The organism is Thioalkalivibrio sp. ALgr1 (assembly GCF_000378285.1).
In the GTDB taxonomy this organism is placed as follows: Bacteria; Pseudomonadota; Gammaproteobacteria; order Ectothiorhodospirales; family Ectothiorhodospiraceae; genus Thioalkalivibrio.
This window is the reverse complement of the sequence record NZ_KB905135.1, coordinates 291,011-307,995: the sequence shown is the minus strand read 5'-3', so window position 1 is coordinate 307,995 and position 16,985 is coordinate 291,011. Positions and strand designations below refer to the sequence as shown.

Below are 16,985 nucleotides of genomic sequence, written 5' to 3'. Positions count from 1 at the left end.
GCGCCTGTGGCCCACGCAACGGCTGAGCCGGGGCGCGGGCGCCGCGGTGGCGGTTTGGTACACTTTCGGATGCAAGACGAGCGCCCGCGCGGCGGGCACAACCAAAGGGATTCGCATGAAGAAGATCGAGGCGATCATCAAGCCGTTCAAGCTGGAGGATGTCCGCGAGGCCCTGACCGAGATGGGCATTGCCGGCATGACCGCGACCGAGGTCCAGGGCTTTGGCCGGCAGAAGGGCCATACCGAGCTCTACCGGGGTGCGGAATACGTGGTCGACTTCCTGCCCAAGGTAAAGCTGGAGCTGGTGGTGGATGACGACCGCGTGGACGCCTGTATCGATGCGATCGTGAAGGCCTCGCGCACTGGCAAGATCGGGGACGGCAAGATCTTTGTCTCCGACATGGCCCGCGTGGTGCGTATCCGTACCGGCGAAGAGGGTAGCGAGGCGCTGTAACCCTCGGCCTCGGGCTTTGTCCCGTCATTGCGAGGAGCGCAGCGACGAGACAATCGGCCGGCTCCGGTAATCCCCGGATTCAGGCCTGCGGGTTCAGGAAACCGATTGCCGCGTCGCCTTCGGCTCCTCGCAATGACGGTTTGATTGTGAAGCCGGGGGAGTGCGGATGCTCCCCGGTCAGTTCGTGAAGAACGGCAAGCGGTCGAACACGCGCCACAGGCCGCCGCGCTGCTCGCGGGTCTCGATCGGTTCGCCCGCGCGCACGGCTACGGCGGCGTCGGGATAGTTCAGTTCCAGGACCATCATCGTCGCGTCGGCGTAGTCCTCGAGCCCCAGTTCGGTATAGGCACGCCACAGCACGCCCAGGGCCTGTGGCTGGACCTCGGCACCGGGGTAGGTGGCCAGCAGGTGACGCGCGCGCTCGGCGCCCGCGACCCAGGCGGTGCGCTCCATATAGAACTCGGCCACGCGCAGTTCGTAGGCCGCCAGCGCATTGCGGATATAGACCATCCGCAGGTAGGAATCCTGCGCGTAGCGGCTGTCGGGGAACTCGCGGATCAGACGGTCGAAATCCTGGAAGGCCTGCTCGAAGGGTTCCGGGTCCATCTCCGCCGGATCCCGCGGGAACAGGTTGGCGAGGAAGCCCTGCTGGCGGTTGAAGTTGATCAGCCCGCGCAGGTAGTACGCATAATCCAGGTTCGGGTGGCGCGGATTGAGCTGGATGAAGCGGTCCACCGCGGCGATGGCGGCCTCCGGCTCGCGCGCCTTGTAGTAGGCGTACGGGATCTCGATCTGCGCCTGCTGGGCATAGCGGCCGAACGGGTAGCGAGCCTCGAGGATTTCGTAGTATTCGACGGCCTGATCGTAGTTCCCCTCGTTCAGGGCGTTCTTCGCCTCGCCGTAGAGCTGACTGGCGGACCAGCCCAGCGTCGGGTCCTCGCGTCCGGCGCAGCCGGCAATCACAAGTGCCAGGAGCAGGACGGCGAGCAGGCGCAGCAGGTTTGGAGCAGAAATCACGATGGGGCCTCGCAGATGAAGCGGTGTCCGCGGATTCTACAACATCATGCCGTGCCTGGCCGTTCGCGGGTGCGGGAAAATCGAGACGAGTATCGCCAATGAACGAACCGCGATCTGCGGAACTCCCCGAGGAAGAGGCCGGCCAGCGGCTGGATGCCGCGCTGGCTAGGCTGTTCCCGGAGTATTCGCGCAGCCAGCTGACCCAGTGGCTGAAGGAAGGGGCCTTGACTGTGAACGGTGGCCAGCCGAAACCGCGCACGCCGGTGCAGGGCGGCGAGCATGTCGTGCTGGAGCCCCCGGAGGCCCCGGTCCTGGAGGCCGAGCCAGAGCCCATTGCGCTGGATATCGTCCATGAGGACCCCGCCGTACTGGTAATCAACAAGCCGGCCGGGCTGGTTGTGCACCCGGCGGCGGGGCATCGTGCCGGTACCCTGGTCAATGCCCTGCTGCACCATGACCCGAACCTCTCGCAGCTGCCGCGCGCCGGGGTGGTGCACCGGCTGGACAAGGACACCACCGGGCTGATGGTGGTTGCGCGTACGCCGCAGGCGCAGACCGCGCTGGTGCGCCAGTTGCAGGAGCGTACGGTCCACCGCGAGTACCGGGCACTGGTGCAGGGTCGCGTGATCAGCGGTGCCACCATCGAAGAGCCAATCGGCCGTCATCCGGTGGATCGCAAGCGCCAGGCGGTCACGGGCGGTGGCAAGCCGGCGGTGACCCACTATCGGGTAGCGGAGCGTTTCCCGGCTCATACCCTGCTGAATGTGCGACTTGAGACCGGGCGTACCCACCAGATCCGCGTGCACATGGCGCATATCCGGCACCCGATCGTGGGCGATCCCGCCTATGGAGGGCGCCCGCGCCCGGTGCGTGGCATGGGCGAGGCGGCGAAGGGGGCGCTCGCGGCCTTTCGCCGTCAGGCCCTGCATGCGGCGCGACTGGAATTCGAGCATCCTGACAGTGGCGAAGTGCTCGCCTTCGAGGCACCCGTGCCCGAGGATTTCGAGGCGCTGCTCGTCGCCCTGCGTACCGACCGGGAGGCCGAGAATGACCGCTGAATTGATCCCCACGCTCGCACCGGACTTCGGCGACCTCCCGTCGGGCGTCTGGGCGGTACAGAGCACGCGGGAGGGGGGCGTGAGCACGGGCCCCTGGTACTCGCTGAATCTCGCCCTGCATACCGGCGATGACCCCGAACATGTCGCCGAGAACCGCTACCGCCTGGAACACAGCCTGGGGATCGCGGAGCCCGTCGCCTGGCCGCGGCAGGTCCACGGCACGCGCGTCATCCGGGCCGAGGACCTGCTGGAGGCGTGGGAGCAGGGCGAGGTGATCGAGGCCGATGCGGTATTCACCGACGCGCCCGGTGTGGTCTGTGCGGTGCAGACGGCGGACTGCCTGCCCGTCGTGCTGGCGACCGACGATGGCGAGGCGGTGGCCGTGGCCCATGCCGGCTGGCGCGGGCTGGCCGACGGGGTGCTCGAGGCGGCCGTCGAGGCCCTGCGCATTACTCGCCCCGAGGCGGAGATCCGCGCCTGGATGGGGGCGGCGATCGGCCCGGGGGCCTTCGAGGTCGGGCCGGAGGTGCGTGATACCTTCCTCGATCACGATGTCGAGGCCGCGCCCGCCTTCCGTCCCGGCCCGAACGGGCATTTCCACGCGGACATCTACGCGCTGGCCCGGCACCGGCTGGAGCGCGTCGATGTTGTGCAGGTGGCAGGCGGCGGGCGCTGCACCTATTCGGAGGTCGGGCGGTTCTACTCCTACCGCCGGGACGGCGAGACCGGGCGCATGGGCACGCTGGCCTGGCTCGGGCATCTGGACGAGGAATGACGGCGCGCCACGTGTTCTAAATTCGGTGGCTATCCTTGAAGCGACGGGCATTGCCCCCATGGTTCGTGTCAGTTCATACAGATTTGACCGAGGGGTTTCCCAATGCGAATGGATCGCCTGACCACCAAATTCCAGTCCGCGATCGCCGATGCGCAGTCACTTGCCGTTGGCCGCGACCACCAGTTCATCGAACCGTCCCACCTGCTGCTGGCCTTGCTGGACCAGGATGGCGGTACCGTGCGCCATGTACTCGACCGCGCGGGCGTCAACGTGCGCCAGCTGCGCTCGGCGCTGGGCGAGGCGCTGGACCGCATGCCCCGCGTCGAGGGCGCGGCCGGCGAGGTCCATGTCTCCAATGACCTGGGCCGGTTGCTGAATGTCTGCGACAAGCTGGCCCAGCAGAACAAGGACCAGTACATCTCCAGCGAGCTGTTCCTGCTCGCCGCCGTCGACGAGAAGGGCGGCGTGGGCGAGATGCTGCGCCATGCCGGCGCCAACAAGGACGCACTGGACAAGGCCATTCATGACATTCGCGGTGGTAGCCAGGTGGACAACCCGGATGCCGAGGAGAGCCGTCAGGCGCTGGAGAAATACACCACCGATCTGACCGAGCGTGCCGAGCAGGGCAAGCTGGATCCGGTCATCGGGCGTGACGAGGAAATCCGCCGCTCGATCCAGGTGCTGCAGCGCCGCACCAAGAACAACCCGGTGCTGATCGGCGAGCCGGGGGTTGGCAAGACCGCGATCGTCGAGGGCCTGGCGCAGCGCATCATCAACGGCGAGGTGCCCGAGGGGCTCAAGGACAAGCGCGTACTGGCGCTGGACCTGGGTGCGCTGCTGGCCGGGGCCAAGTACCGAGGTGACTTCGAGGAACGGCTGAAGTCCGTGCTAAAGGAGCTGTCGCAGGAAGAGGGCCGGGTGATCCTGTTCATCGACGAGATCCATACGCTTGTAGGCGCCGGCAAGGCCGAGGGCGCGATGGACGCAGGCAACATGCTCAAGCCGGCGCTGGCGCGTGGTGAGCTGCACTGCATCGGCGCGACCACGCTGGATGAATACCGCCAGAACATCGAAAAGGACGCCGCGCTGGAGCGCCGCTTCCAGAAGGTGCTGGTCGACGAACCCAGCCAGGAAGACACCATCGCCATCCTGCGCGGACTGAAAGAGCGCTACGAGGTCCACCACGGAATCGAGATCACCGACCCGGCGATCGTCGCCGCCGCGCAGCTCTCGCAGCGCTACATCACCGACCGCCAGCTGCCGGACAAGGCGATCGACCTGATCGACGAGGCGGCCAGCCGCATCAAGATGGAGATCGACTCCAAGCCGGAGTCCATGGATCGCCTGGAGCGCCGTCTGATCCAGTTGAAGATCGAGCGCGAGGCGCTGAAGAAGGAATCCGACGACGCCTCGAAGAAGCGCCTCGACACCCTGGAGGGCGAGATCGAGCGCCTGGAGCGCGAGTACTCCGATCTGGAAGAGGTGTGGAAATCCGAGAAGGCCTCGGTCTCCGGTGCCGCGCAACTGAAGGAAGAGCTCGAGCGTGCCCGCATGGAGCTGGAGACGGCCCGCCGCGCCGGGGATCTCTCGCGCATGTCGGAGCTGCAGTACGGGCGGATCCCGGACCTGGAGAAGTCCCTGGCCATGGCCCACGAGATGGAAAGTCAGGAGACCAAACTGCTGCGCACCAAGGTGACCGACGAAGAGGTCGCCGAGGTCGTATCACGCTGGACCGGCATCCCGGTCTCCAAGATGCTGGAGGGGGAAAAGGACAAGCTGCTGCGCATGGAGGAGGCGATCGGCGCCCGCGTGGTCGGTCAGTCCGAGGCGGTCAATGCCGTGGCCAATGCCATTCGTCGCTCGCGGGCGGGCCTGTCCGACCCGAATCGCCCGAACGGCTCGTTCCTGTTCCTCGGCCCGACCGGCGTGGGCAAGACCGAGCTGACCAAGGCGCTGGCCAGCTTCCTGTTCGACACGGAAGAAGCGATGGTGCGCATCGACATGTCCGAGTTCATGGAGAAGCACTCCGTGGCGCGGCTGATCGGGGCGCCCCCGGGCTATGTCGGCTACGAGGAGGGCGGCTACCTGACCGAGGCCGTGCGCCGCAAGCCGTACTCCGTGATCCTGCTCGACGAGGTCGAGAAGGCGCACCCGGATGTCTTCAACGTGCTGCTGCAGGTGCTGGATGACGGCCGCCTGACGGACGGGCACGGGCGCACCGTGGACTTTCGCAACACGGTGATCGTGATGACCTCCAACCTGGGCTCGCAGCAGATCCAGGAGATGGCCGGCGAGGAGAACTACGCGGCGATGAAGGGCGCGGTGATGGAGATCGTCGGGCAGCACTTCCGCCCCGAGTTCATTAACCGTGTGGACGACGTGGTGGTGTTCCATCCGCTGGAGCGCGAGCAGATCCGCGCGATCGCCGACATCCAGTTGCAGTACCTGCGCAAGCGTCTGGAAGAGCGCGACCTGGGGCTGACCATCACCGACGCCGCGCTGGACCACCTGGGGGCCGCGGGCTTCGATCCGGTCTACGGGGCGCGTCCGCTCAAGCGGGCGATCCAGACCCAGCTGGAAAACCCGCTGGCGCAGTCGCTGCTGGCCGGCGAGTTCGGCCCCGGCGACACCATCGAGGTGGACATGGCCGGCGAGCATCTGGCCTTCACCCGCGCCGCAGCGGCCGCCTGATTCGGCCCGCTTTCTTCCGCAACCGACAAGGCCCGCCCCGCGCGGGCCTTTTTTGTTTGGGGCGCGCAGGGGCGGGTACCACAGCGGCGGTTAACAGCAGGCGATTTGGCGTGTGCGCCGCTATCCTGAGAGGGACAGGTGGGCGGCGAGATGCACGAGCCGCTTGTTGGACTAATCCGGGCGGGCAGGAAGGCGGACATGGACGGAGCAAGGATTGCCGCACTGGTGCTGGTGGCGTGGTGGCTGACGGGCTGCGGGCTGTGGGATGCGCGCGGACAGATGCAGATGATGGGCCAGGCCTGCACGATTGCCGGAACCGTGATGGCGGATGACGAGGTCCCGGGACCTTATGTGGTCGCGGTATTCCGCGCGCCGATGGAGGAGGGTGCCGTGCCGGAACCGGTGGACCACATGGTGAGCGCTGGAGGTGGCGAGTGGTTCTTTGGCCTGGCGCCGGGGCGTTACCAGGTCCTGGCCTTTGCCGACCCCGAGCGTGACGGGCGCCACGAGGCGGGTGCCCCGGTGTACCTGGCAAACGAGGGTGGCGTGCTGGAATGCCCTGCGGGTACGCGTTTTGGCGATATGGAGATCCGGATCGGGGGCGAAGGGGTCGCGGCACATGCGATCGCGTTGTCGCCCGCGCGCGAGCGGGGTCCGGAGGGCGGCCCCTTCAGCGTCGGTGGGGTCACGGCGTTCGGGGAAGTGACTACGCTGGATGACCCGCGTTTCGACGACGATGTCGCGCGCGGGAGCCAGTGGCGGCCGCTGGATTTCATGCTGGCCGGCTATGCCGGGGTCTATTTTCTCGAACCCTACGATCCCGGCCGCATCCCGGTTTTGTTTGTACACGGTATGAACGGCTCGCCGCGAGGGTTCGCCGAACTCATCCACCAGCTCGATCGCGAGCGTTACCAACCCTGGTTGTACTACTACCCGTCCGGGTTGCCCCTGCAGTCCATCGCGGCCCACCTGGCGCAGACCCTGGAAGAGCTGGAGCTGCGCTATGACGTGGAGTCCCTGCCGGTCGTGGCGCACAGCATGGGGGGGCTGGTGGCGAAGGGCTTTCTGCATGAGCGCGAGCGGCGGGCGGCGCCGGCCCGGATCCCACGCATGATTGCGTTGTCCACGCCCTGGCACGGGCATGCCGCCGCGCAGTCGGGGGTCGATCGTTCGCCGGTGGTGATCCCGGTTTGGCGTGACATGGCACCCGGCAGCGAGTATCAGCGCCGACTGTTCGAATCGGAACTGTCGGGGGAGACGGAGCTGCACCTGCTATTCAGCTTTCGCCGTCCGGATAGCGGAGGACGCGCAGGGACGGATGGCGTACTCACGCTGTCGACCATGCTGTACCCCCCGATACAGGGAATGGCGAGCAGCATCTACGGCGTGAACACCACGCATGCGGGGATTCTGACAGACCCGCTGGCGCTGAAGCGGGTACAAATGCTGCTCGAACCAGACCCCTGAGTGGGCCTTGAGGGCCAGAACGTGCGCGACGCATGCAGCGGTTTTGGCGTAGGCTGAAAGCCGTGCCGCGAATCGCCGCGGCACGGCTTTTCGGGAGGTCGTAATGCAGCTGTTCGAGTGTGAAGGCTGCGGTAGTGTCATTTATTTCGACAATACCTACTGCAATGGTTGTGGACGGCGGCTGGGCTTCCTGCCCGATCGCCTGGAGCTGTCGGCGCTGGAGATGGCCGGGGATGCGCTTTTCTCCTCCGGGGAGCCGATCCCGGGCGGGCTGTGGCGTGTCGCGGGCGAACCCGATGGGCCGCTTTATCGCCAGTGCCGCCACTACGCGGTGGACGCGGTCTGTAACTGGATGGTGCGCCACGATGACCCGGAGGGCTATTGCCGCGCGTGCCGGCTGAACCGCACCATCCCCGATCTGAGCGTGCCGGGCAATGCGCGCCTGTGGGAACGGATGGAGACGGAAAAGCGGCGCCTGGTCTACAGCCTGTTGCGCCTGGGGTTACCCGTTGTGTCCAAGCAGACGGACTCCGCCGGCGTGGCGTTCGATTTTCTGGCCGACCCGAACCCTGATTTCCACGAGGGCGGCGGCGTGGTAACCGGGCATGCGAACGGCGTGATTACACTCAACATCGCGGAGGCGGACCCGTCCGTGCGCGAGAGCATGCGCGAGGCCATGGCCGAGCCCTACCGCACCATCCTCGGACACTTTCGTCATGAATCGGCGCATTACTACTGGGACCGTCTGATCGGGGGGACGCGCTGGCACGAGTACTTCCGTGGCCGCTTCGGCGATGAACGCATCGACTACGACGAGGCGTTGCGCCGCCATTACGAGGATGGGCCGCCCAGCGACTGGCAGAACCATTTCGTGTCCGCCTATGCAAGCTCCCATCCCTGGGAGGACTGGGCCGAGACCTGGGCGCATTACCTGCATATCGTCGACGCCCTCGATACGGCGGCGGCCTATGGCATGGATGTCGCGCCCAGTGTTGGAGAGGCGGCGAGGCTTGGGCCGCAGGGCGGGCAATCGCATTTCGATGCCTACGCCACCGACGATCCGGATGCCCTGGTCGCGCACTGGCTGCCGCTGGCCGCAGCCCTGAACAGCCTGAACCGCAGTATGGGGCATGCCCATGTCTATCCATTCGTCTTGACACCGGAGGCGATCTCGAAGCTGGGCTTCGTGCATCGGGTCATCCAGGATTTTCGTACCGGTAACCGTTCCGCAGGCGAGCGGGAACTGCTGCACACGCATCGCGTCTGAGGGCCGGACACTTCAGGGAGGAAGCGGATGTACAACGTCGCGACCCGAGGACCGTTCAAGGGACTGAACCCGCGCGTAGCCCCGATCGCGCTGCTGCTGGTGGTGCTGATCGCGCTGTTTGCGATCTACCGCACGGATGAACTCGAGCGGGTGGTCTCGGACGCCCGCACCTTTCTGACGCCTTTCCTCGAGTGGTACTACGTGGTCGCGATGGCCGTGTTCCTGGCCATCGTGATCTGGCTGGGGGTCGGCCGTTACAAGGACGTCCGTCTCGGGCGGGATGACGAGGTGCCGGAGTTCACCACTGTCTCGTGGCTGGCCATGCTGTTTGCCGCCGGCATGGGCGTGGGCCTCCTGTTCTGGGCGGTGGCCGAGCCGCTCAGTCACTACGGGGGCAACCCGTTCCTGCTGGACAACGGCGAGACGGCCGAGGCCGCCGACATGTCGATGGTGCTGACCTATTTTCACTGGGGTCTGAATGCCTGGGCGGTGTTTGCGCTGCTGGCGCTGATCCTCGCCTACTTCGGCTTTCGCCGGGGGCAGCCGCTGGCGCTGCGCTCCGCGCTGCATCCGCTGATCGGGAAATACAGCCACGGCTGGCCCGGCGACATCGTTGATCTGCTGGCCATCCTCGCCACGGTGTTCGGGATCGCGACTACCCTGGGGCTGGGTATTCAGCAGCTGGATACCGGGTTGGTGCATACCCTGGGGATTTCCGGTGGCGAGAACGGGCAGCTGTTCCTGGCAGCCCTGCTCACTGTCATTGCGATCGTTTCGGTCATTACCGGCGTCCAGGTCGGCGTACAGCGGATTTCCCAGGCCAATATGTGGCTGAGCGTGGCGCTGATGGGCCTGCTGCTGATCTGGGGGCCGACCCAGTATCTGCTGGCACTGTTCGTGCAGTCCTCCGGCAGTTACCTGCAGAACCTGCTGGGGCTCTCGCTGTACACCCACGCCCACCAGACGGACCCCTGGCATTCCGACTGGACGGTGTTCTACTGGGGCTGGTGGCTGGCCTGGGCGCCGTTTGTCGGGCTGTTCATCGCGCGCATCTCGCGCGGGCGCACGCTGCGCGAATTTGTCCTGGGCGTGCTGCTGGTGCCTACGGTCATCACCTTTTTCTGGCTGGCGATGCTGGGCGGTACCGCGCTGCATGCCGAGGTCGAGGGGATCGCGGATATTGCCGACAAGGTCTCCGAAGACCTGACCATGGCCACCTTCGCGACCATGGATACGCTGGAGCCCTGGCTGGTGGCCAAGGTCGGGGGCGGGCTGATCACGATCCTGATTGCGACCTACCTGCTGACCTCCGCCAACGCCGGGATCGTCGTGATCAATACCCTGCTGGCCCACGGTTCCACAGAGCACCGCAAGCGGCATCTGACCATCTGGGGTGCGTTGATCGGCCTGATCACTGCGGTGTTGCTGCTGGCGGGCGGGCTGGAGGTCCTGCAAAGCGCAGTGATCCTGGCGGCCCTGCCATTTTCGCTGGTGATCCTGATGATGATCGTGGGGCTGATCCGGGGGCTGGAGCAGGAGCGCTGGGCACCGCGCCCGGGCGAGCGGTCGATCCTGCCCAGCGAGCCCTGGCAGGTGCCGGCGGATCGCGTTAGCGAGGACTATGACACCGAGGATGATGCCCCAGAATCCGGTCCGGACGACGATAATCCGGAAGATCGGGGGCCACCGCCGCGGCCGTGGTGAGGGTCGGGCGATTCGCCGGTCGTGATGGAAAGTCCCGCCGGCTTTGCGTTCACTTTTGGACGCGGCGACCTTGCCTTAGCCTGTTCACACATTCGATAACCGAGAGAGCACCATGAGCGACGATACCCTGCAGCTGTCCGGCGACCTGATCCAGAAGATCCAGGACGTTCTGGTCGAGACCGATCCCAAGGCCCAGCAGCCCATCGTGGCCGTGCAGTATCTGAGCGCGATCACTGGTTTTCTGGTGGCGCAGATGCCGGAGTCGGTGAACGAGCGCAAGGAGTATCTGAAGCAGCTCTCGCAGTTCACCGAGTCGGTGTTCGTGGATATGGAGAGCCGCAAGCAGGCCGCCCCGCCGCCGCAGGAGGCCAGTGGCGTCTGGCGCCCGGGCGATAACTAAAGTCCGTTTGTGCCCGCCTGAGTGGGGGCATGAAGCCGGAGGCTGGGGCTCAGTCGTCCTCGGCCTCGCCCTTCTTGCGTGAGCGCATCTGGCGCAGCATGGCTTCCTGCTCGTTGAAGCTTGGCATGCGCCGCTTGCCGCCCACGTCGCGATCGCGCTCATTCGCCCCGGCGGGGCCCGGGTGCCCGGCGCGCTCGCCTTCCTTGATCGACTGGTATTCAGTCAGTTCGCGCTGGGCGTCCTCGTCGCTGGTGTAGCGGCCGCGATAATCCTGGGGCGGCTTGTGGCCCTTGCGCAGGAACACCTGCTTGCGCAGTTCCTTGTTGTAGTCGGTCACGCGGCGGTCGATCCAGATCAGATCAAACGCCGCCCAGGCCACCATGGCACCCGTCGGGATCAGCCACCACCAGCCAGCCACTAGCCAGGCCACGATCAGGATTGCCGCACTCAGGCCAATGTAGCCCGCGCCCCCCAAAGGTTCGCGCAGATAGAAACGGTGCAGTCCCAGCGGAAACAGGACCCAGGCGACGTAGGCGGGCGGGCGCGCGCGCATCTCGGCCGCGAGTTTCGCGTTGATCGCCTGCAGGCCGCCGCCCTCGAGATCCAGTTCCTTCCACGCCTTGCGCATGGGTGCCTCCCAGCTGTGGACAATCGTCCGTGCACGGTAACGAACTGTGCCGGCATGCGCGATTGTTCGGGTTCGGCTCGGGGTTACCCGGTCGGGTTCTCGTGGGTCGGATCGCGTTCCAGCAGGCGGCGGGCGGCCTCGCGTACCGGTCGCCCCTGGTAAAGCACGGCGTGGACCTCCGCGGAGATGGGCATGTCCACCGACAGGGCCTCGGCGCGCGTGCTGATCTGGCGCGCGGTCTCGACCCCCTCGACCGACTGGCCGATACGGGCGCGGGCCGTCTCCAGGTCATAGCCCTGACCCAGTAGGCGCCCCAGGCGACGGTTGCGCGACTGGTCATCGGTGCAGGTGAGGATCAGATCGCCGAGACCGGAAAGCCCGGTCAGCGTGCCCGGCTGGGCCCCGACCGCCTCGCCCAGGCGCTGCATCTCGGCCAGACCGCGCGTCATCAGCGCGGCGCGGGCATTGCCGCCGTAGCCCGCGCCGTCGGCGATCCCGGTCGCGACCGCGAGGACGTTCTTCAGGGCTCCGCCCAGCTCCACACCAATCACGTCGTGATTGCGATAGATGCGCAGGGCGTTGCCATGCAGTGCGCCAGTCAGGCGGTCCAGGCTGTGTTCGCTCTGCGAGGCCGCCGTCAGTGCGGTGGGCTGGCCGCGGGCCACCTCTGCGGCGAAGGAGGGTCCGGAGATCAGCGCGGGCGGGAAGCCGGAGCCCAGTTCTTCCTCGGCGATCTCGTGCAGCCAGGCCCCGCTGGATGTCTCCAGTCCCTTGGTGGCCCAGGCGACCGTCTGCCCTTCACGCAGGCGCGGCTGCATCCAGCGCAGGGTCTCGCGAAAGGCCCCGGACGGGACCGCGATCAGCACCAGGTCGACATCGTCGATCACACCGGGGGCGGCGCTGATGGAGAGGGTTTCGGGGAAGGGGATGCCGGGCAGATAGCGGGCGTTCTCGCGCGCGCGGCTCAGCCGCTCGGCGGCCTCGTCCTTGCGGACCCAGAGCACGACGTCCTGGTGCAGACGCGCGGCGTGGATCGCCAGCGCGGTGCCCCAGGAACCGCCACCCAGGAGTGCGATGCGCACGGGTGCGAGCCCCGGATCAGGCCTGGGAGGTCGACTCCGGCGCGGCCGCCTGCGAGTCGCCGGATGCCTTTTTCTGGTCTTCCAGGTGTTGCTGGTACAGCGCCTCGAAGTTGACCGGCTGCAGCAGCAGCTGCGGGAAGCCGCCCTTGAGTACCAGGTCCGCGACCGTTTCGCGGGCGAACGGGAACAGCAGGTTCGGGCAGTAGGAGCCCAGCAGCTGGTTGAGCTGGTCGCGGGGGAAGCCGCGGACGATGAAGACCCCGGCCTGGTTGATCTCGACCAGGTAGGCGGTCTTGCCGTTGGACTCGGTGGTCACGGTCAGTTTCAGCTCGACCTCGAACACGCCTTCTTCTTCGCGAATCGGGCGGGCGTTGGTGTTCAGCTGAATGTTGGTGTCGCCCTTCCACTCGTTCAGAAAGATCTCGGGGGCGTCCGGCGACTCGAACGAGATGTCCTTGATGAACACCTTCTGGATGGAGAAGCCGGGGTTGTCCTGGGAGTTGCCCTGCGCGCCCGCGCCGTTACCGCTGGTGTTGGAGGTTTCTTCAGCCATGATGTTGTTCCGAGTCGTGGAGAATGGGATTCGTGTGCGGGAATCGTAAAGGAATGTGGCGCCGGATAGGAGTCAAGAGGCGGGTGAGTTTTCCCGTCGTCCTGGGGGCTCAGGCGTCGCTGGTGCGCGCGATGCCGGCCGCTTCGGCCATGCGTTGCAGTTCACCGGAGCGATCCAGCGCCTGCAGCTCGTCGTATCCGCCGATATGGGTGTCACCCAGGAAAATCTGCGGCACCGAGCTGCGGCCGGCCCGCTGTTCCATCTCCGCGCGCGCCCCGGGTTCGCGATCCACCGGGTGGTCGTCGAAGGGGTAACCGTGGTGGATCAGCAGCCGGCGGGCCAGCAGACAGAACGGGCAGCGGACCGTGCCATAGACCTCGAAGCGCATTACTTCTTCTTGATCGGCATGCCCGCGGATTGCCAGGCCTGGATGCCGCCCTGGAGGTTCACGACATCCTGGAACCCCGCAGCGGTCAGCTGTGAGGCGGCCATCGCGGAGCGGTTACCGCTGCGGCAGTACACCACTACGGGCTTGTCCTTGTACTTGGCGATGTCGTCCATGCGCTTTTGCAGGCTGCCCACCGGGATGTGCTTGGCCCCACCAATGCGGCCGGAGGCGATCTCGTTGTCCTCGCGCACATCCAGCACCAGGCTGTCGTCCTGATTGATCACGCGCACGGCCTCGCTCGGCGAGAGGGTGCGGTACTTGCGGGTCAGGCGGCGGAACTCGGTGAACAGGATCATCCCGACAACCGCCAGCAGGGCACCGGTCAGGATCGGATGATTGGACAGGAATTCAGGGAGTCTTTCGAGCATTCAGGCCGCCGCGTCGGTCAGGGAGATGTCAGGAGCTGCAGAAAACGTCCTGCATCATACCGATCAGGCGCAGCGTGCGGGAGTCCCCCACTCGGTAGTAGACACGGTTCGCATCCTTGCGGGTCGCCAGGATGCCCTTGTCGCGCAGGATGCCCAGGTGCTGCGAAATGTTGCTCTGCGAGGTCCCGACCTGATCGACGATTTCCTGTACGCTGATCTCGCGATCGCCGAGAATGCAGAGGATCTTGAGCCGCAGGGGGTGGGACATGGCCTTGAGCGAGCGCGAGGCCCGTTCAATGTCCTCGTCCTGAGACATCAGTTCTTCTTCGACCATCTTTTCTTCTTCGACCGCTTCGTTGCTCACGGCATGCCTCTTTATTGTTTTGCGAAACAGCAAGCCCGTAACCGGGTGAGAATATAAGTACCTAAACGTACCCCGATATGCGAATTTGCGCAATCTTGACTTCCCGATACCCCTTACTGCTTGTTCTGGCGGCATTTTTGCTGGCGCCCGCAGGCAGCCTGTCGGCGTTTGAACCGGAGGCCGAACTGGAGGAGACGCTGGAGGCGATCCGTGACCTGGAGCGCAGTCAGGAGGAGCGCCAGGCCGCGCTCGAACGTCTGGAGGATGAGCTCGAGCGCGCGGCGCGGGGCAGCAGCGAGTCGCGGCGCGAACTGCGCGAACTGGAGGCCCAGCGCGAGCAACAATCCGAGGTGATCGCCGAGCACGAGGCGCGCGTTGAGCAGGAAGAGGAACGGCTGCGCGAGGAACGCGTGCAGGCGGGGCGCCTGCTGCGCGACCAGTGGCAGCGCGACCGGCACCCGGGACGCGTACCCGGCACCGGAGGCGAGGGCGAGCTGAGCCGGTTGCACCCGGAGATCGCCGCGCGCCTGCGCGAGGCGCGGGCCGAGGCGCTGGCGGCCCTGGGTGAACAGCTCGAGGTGCTGCGCGCCGCGCGCGACGACCTGGAACGCGAGCAGGCGGTGCTGGCCGAGCAGGAGGCGGCGCTGCGCGAGGTGGTGGCGGATCTCGAACGCGAGGAGGAGCGGCAGCGTGTGGCGATGGACGAGCTGGAACGCGCGATCGCGGACGAGGCGCTGGAGCTGGCGCGGCTGGAGCGCAATGCCGAGACGCTGGAAGACCTGATTCGCGAGGTGGAGCGCGATGCGGCTGAACGCGAAGAGCGTGCTGCGCGGGGCGATCCCCCACCCGAGCGTGCGCCCGTTCGTTCCGATGTCGCCTTTGCTGACCTCCAGGGCGAGCTTCCGATGCCGGCGGACGGCTCGGTCGTTCGGCGCTTCAACGAGCCGCGCGGCAGTCGTCTGCAGTCACGCTGGCGCGGAACCGTGCTGGAGGTTGACAGCGGCGAGTCGGTGCACGCCGTCCATTTTGGTCGTGTGGTCTACGCCGACTGGATGCAGGGCTACGGTTTTCTGGTGATCCTCGACCACGGGAGCGGTTACCTGACGCTGTACAGCAACCTGGAGGAAATCCTGGTCGCCGAGGGCGAGGAGGTCGAGGGCGGCACGCGGATGGCCCTGGCCGGCGCCGGGCGCGAGGCGATCGCACCGGGACTCTACTTCGAGATTCGGCGAAATGGCGATCCGTTGAACCCTGAGGACTGGTGGCTATCTCAATGACGAGCGTCACGAAATAATCGTGACCGTGTTTGAAGGATTTGTCGGGCGAAAACAGCAGACGCAGTCGGGCGTTCAGGCATGGGTCAGATTCCCGGTGCTACCATCGGTCCGGTAAATACCTCCGTTTCTAGAGGATCGGTAATGAAGAAGTCTTGTCGCACTGGGTACGCCCTGGTGGTGGGTTTGGTTGTCGGTGTCATGCTCAGCGTGTCGGTGGCGGTGTATGCCGATCGCGAGAATGGCGCACAGAATGCCTTGCCGGTGGAGGACCTGCAGCGGTTTACCGAGGTGTATATGCGCATCAAGCGCAATTACGTCACCGAGGTGGACGACAAGGAGCTGCTGGATAACGCCATCCAGGGGATGCTCTCCGGGCTGGACCCGCATTCGGCCTATCTCGACGAGCAGGACTTCGAGGACATGCAGGTCGGGACCTCCGGCGAGTTCGGTGGTCTGGGGATCGAGGTCGGCATGGAGGATGGCTTCGTCAAGGTCATTGCCCCGATCGACGACACCCCGGCGAGCAAGGCCGGCATCCAGGCGGGTGACCTGATTATTCGCCTGGACGGTGAATCGGTGCAGGGCATGACGCTGTCCGATGCCGTCTCCAAGATGCGTGGAGAGAAGGGCTCCGACATTACCCTGACCATCGTCCGCGAGGGCGAGGACCAGCCGAAGGAGATCACGCTGACCCGTGACCGTATCCAAGTCCAGAGCGTGCGATCCGAGATCCTCGAAGACGGGTATGGCTACCTGCGTATCAGCAACTTCCAGCAGCGCACCGCGCGTGACGTCGTGCGAGCCGTCGAAGAGCTGAAGGAAGAGGGTGATCTGCGCGGCCTGGTGCTGGACCTGCGCAACAACCCGGGCGGCATTCTGAACGGTGCGGTCGGTGTGTCCGATGCGTTCCTGGAGGAAGGGCTGATTGTCTACACCGAGGGCCGGCTGGAGGACTCGCAGTTCCGCTACCAGGCCTCGCCGGGTGATGTGCTCGGCGGTGCCCCGATGGTGGTACTGGTGAACCGGGGTTCGGCCTCGGCTTCCGAGATCGTGGCCGGCGCCCTGCAGGACCACAAGCGTGCGGTGGTCATGGGCCAGAACACCTTTGGCAAGGGTTCGGTGCAGACGATCCTGCCGCTGACCGAGAACACCGGTATCAAGCTGACCACCGCGCGTTACTTCACGCCGGACGGCCGCAACATCGAGGAAGACGGCGTAGAGCCCGATATCCGGCTGGAGAATCTGACGGTCTCGCGTGCCGATGACGGCAATGGCCGCGACGCCCAGGTGCGCATGCAGCGGGAGCTGCAAGGCGAGGACGTGCCGGAGGATGATGACGACAATGGCGAGAGCCTGGCCGAGCGCGACTACGGCCTGAGCGAGGCCCTGAATCTGCTCAAGGGGCTGAACATCTACAGCCAGCGCTGATCGG

Annotated in this window: 17 protein-coding genes; 10 read left to right on the top strand and 7 right to left on the bottom strand. The window is 66.0% G+C overall.

Going from position 1 to position 16,985, the window contains the following annotated elements; translation table 11 throughout:
* The first annotated feature begins 115 nt into the window (after window positions 1–115).
* Complete coding sequence (locus tag F466_RS0110915; RefSeq protein ID WP_012983402.1) at window positions 116–454, top strand: P-II family nitrogen regulator; 339 nt, start codon at window positions 116–118, stop codon at window positions 452–454.
* Window positions 455–631: 177 nt separating this feature from the next.
* On the opposite strand, the gene F466_RS0110910 is transcribed toward F466_RS0110915, so the two are convergent.
* Window positions 632–1,471 (bottom strand): outer membrane protein assembly factor BamD, encoded by an 840-nt coding sequence (locus F466_RS0110910; protein WP_018138613.1) that lies wholly within the window; start codon window positions 1,469–1,471, stop codon window positions 632–634.
* Between the two features lie 98 nt (window positions 1,472–1,569).
* On the opposite strand from F466_RS0110910, the gene rluD reads away from it, so the two are divergent.
* The 7 genes from rluD (at window position 1,570) to F466_RS0110875 (ending at window position 10,833) form a co-directional block, all read left to right on the top strand.
* Entirely contained in the window at window positions 1,570–2,529 is a 960-nt protein-coding gene (gene rluD, locus F466_RS0110905; RefSeq protein WP_018138614.1) for a 23S rRNA pseudouridine(1911/1915/1917) synthase RluD, read from the top strand.
* A complete protein-coding gene (gene pgeF, locus F466_RS0110900; RefSeq protein WP_018994106.1) occupies window positions 2,519–3,304 on the top strand; it encodes a peptidoglycan editing factor PgeF in 786 nt (261 codons plus the stop codon). The genes rluD and pgeF overlap by 11 nt, the downstream gene beginning before the upstream one ends.
* 108 nt (window positions 3,305–3,412) lie before the next feature.
* The gene (clpB, locus tag F466_RS0110895) at window positions 3,413–5,995 is read left to right on the top strand and encodes an ATP-dependent chaperone ClpB (RefSeq protein WP_018138616.1); all 2,583 of its coding nucleotides are present in this window, start codon (window positions 3,413–3,415) and stop codon (window positions 5,993–5,995) included.
* A gap of 198 nt (window positions 5,996–6,193) precedes the next feature.
* Window positions 6,194–7,462, top strand: a complete 1,269-nt coding sequence (locus F466_RS0110890) for a triacylglycerol lipase (RefSeq protein WP_018994104.1) — start codon at window positions 6,194–6,196, stop codon at window positions 7,460–7,462.
* A gap of 103 nt (window positions 7,463–7,565) precedes the next feature.
* Window positions 7,566–8,729, top strand: coding sequence for a putative zinc-binding metallopeptidase (locus tag F466_RS0110885; protein WP_018994103.1), 1,164 nt, complete (start codon window positions 7,566–7,568; stop codon window positions 8,727–8,729).
* Window positions 8,730–8,756: 27 nt separating this feature from the next.
* The gene (locus F466_RS0110880; protein WP_018994102.1) at window positions 8,757–10,433 is read left to right on the top strand and encodes a BCCT family transporter; all 1,677 of its coding nucleotides are present in this window, start codon (window positions 8,757–8,759) and stop codon (window positions 10,431–10,433) included.
* A gap of 112 nt (window positions 10,434–10,545) precedes the next feature.
* The gene (locus F466_RS0110875) at window positions 10,546–10,833 is read left to right on the top strand and encodes a hypothetical protein (RefSeq protein ID WP_017925760.1); all 288 of its coding nucleotides are present in this window, start codon (window positions 10,546–10,548) and stop codon (window positions 10,831–10,833) included.
* A 49-nt stretch (window positions 10,834–10,882) separates the two neighbouring features.
* Here the strand turns inward: F466_RS0110875 and F466_RS0110870 are convergent, their stop codons facing one another.
* The 6 genes from F466_RS0110870 to F466_RS0110845 all read right to left on the bottom strand — a co-directional run bounded on the left by F466_RS0110870 (window position 10,883) and on the right by F466_RS0110845 (window position 14,276).
* A complete protein-coding gene (locus F466_RS0110870; RefSeq protein ID WP_018138620.1) occupies window positions 10,883–11,461 on the bottom strand; it encodes a hypothetical protein in 579 nt (192 codons plus the stop codon).
* A gap of 83 nt (window positions 11,462–11,544) precedes the next feature.
* Window positions 11,545–12,543 (bottom strand): NAD(P)H-dependent glycerol-3-phosphate dehydrogenase, encoded by a 999-nt coding sequence (locus F466_RS0110865; protein ID WP_018138621.1) that lies wholly within the window; start codon window positions 12,541–12,543, stop codon window positions 11,545–11,547.
* Window positions 12,544–12,559: 16 nt separating this feature from the next.
* Complete coding sequence (secB, locus tag F466_RS0110860) at window positions 12,560–13,096, bottom strand: protein-export chaperone SecB (RefSeq protein ID WP_017925757.1); 537 nt, start codon at window positions 13,094–13,096, stop codon at window positions 12,560–12,562.
* 109 nt (window positions 13,097–13,205) lie between these two features.
* Window positions 13,206–13,484, bottom strand: coding sequence for a glutaredoxin domain-containing protein (locus F466_RS0110855; RefSeq protein ID WP_018138622.1), 279 nt, complete (start codon window positions 13,482–13,484; stop codon window positions 13,206–13,208).
* A complete protein-coding gene (locus F466_RS0110850) occupies window positions 13,484–13,912 on the bottom strand; it encodes a rhodanese-like domain-containing protein (RefSeq protein ID WP_018138623.1) in 429 nt (142 codons plus the stop codon). The genes F466_RS0110855 and F466_RS0110850 overlap by 1 nt, the downstream gene beginning before the upstream one ends.
* A 28-nt stretch (window positions 13,913–13,940) precedes the next feature.
* The gene (locus F466_RS0110845; protein ID WP_017925754.1) at window positions 13,941–14,276 is read right to left on the bottom strand and encodes a helix-turn-helix transcriptional regulator; all 336 of its coding nucleotides are present in this window, start codon (window positions 14,274–14,276) and stop codon (window positions 13,941–13,943) included.
* A 77-nt stretch (window positions 14,277–14,353) separates the two neighbouring features.
* On the opposite strand from F466_RS0110845, the gene F466_RS0110840 reads away from it, so the two are divergent.
* Window positions 14,354–15,553: a peptidoglycan DD-metalloendopeptidase family protein gene (locus F466_RS0110840; protein WP_038082746.1), complete on the top strand. Its 1,200-nt coding sequence runs from the start codon at window positions 14,354–14,356 to the stop codon at window positions 15,551–15,553.
* A gap of 141 nt (window positions 15,554–15,694) precedes the next feature.
* Complete coding sequence (locus tag F466_RS0110835) at window positions 15,695–16,981, top strand: S41 family peptidase (protein ID WP_018138625.1); 1,287 nt, start codon at window positions 15,695–15,697, stop codon at window positions 16,979–16,981.
* Window positions 16,982–16,985 lie beyond the last annotated feature (4 nt).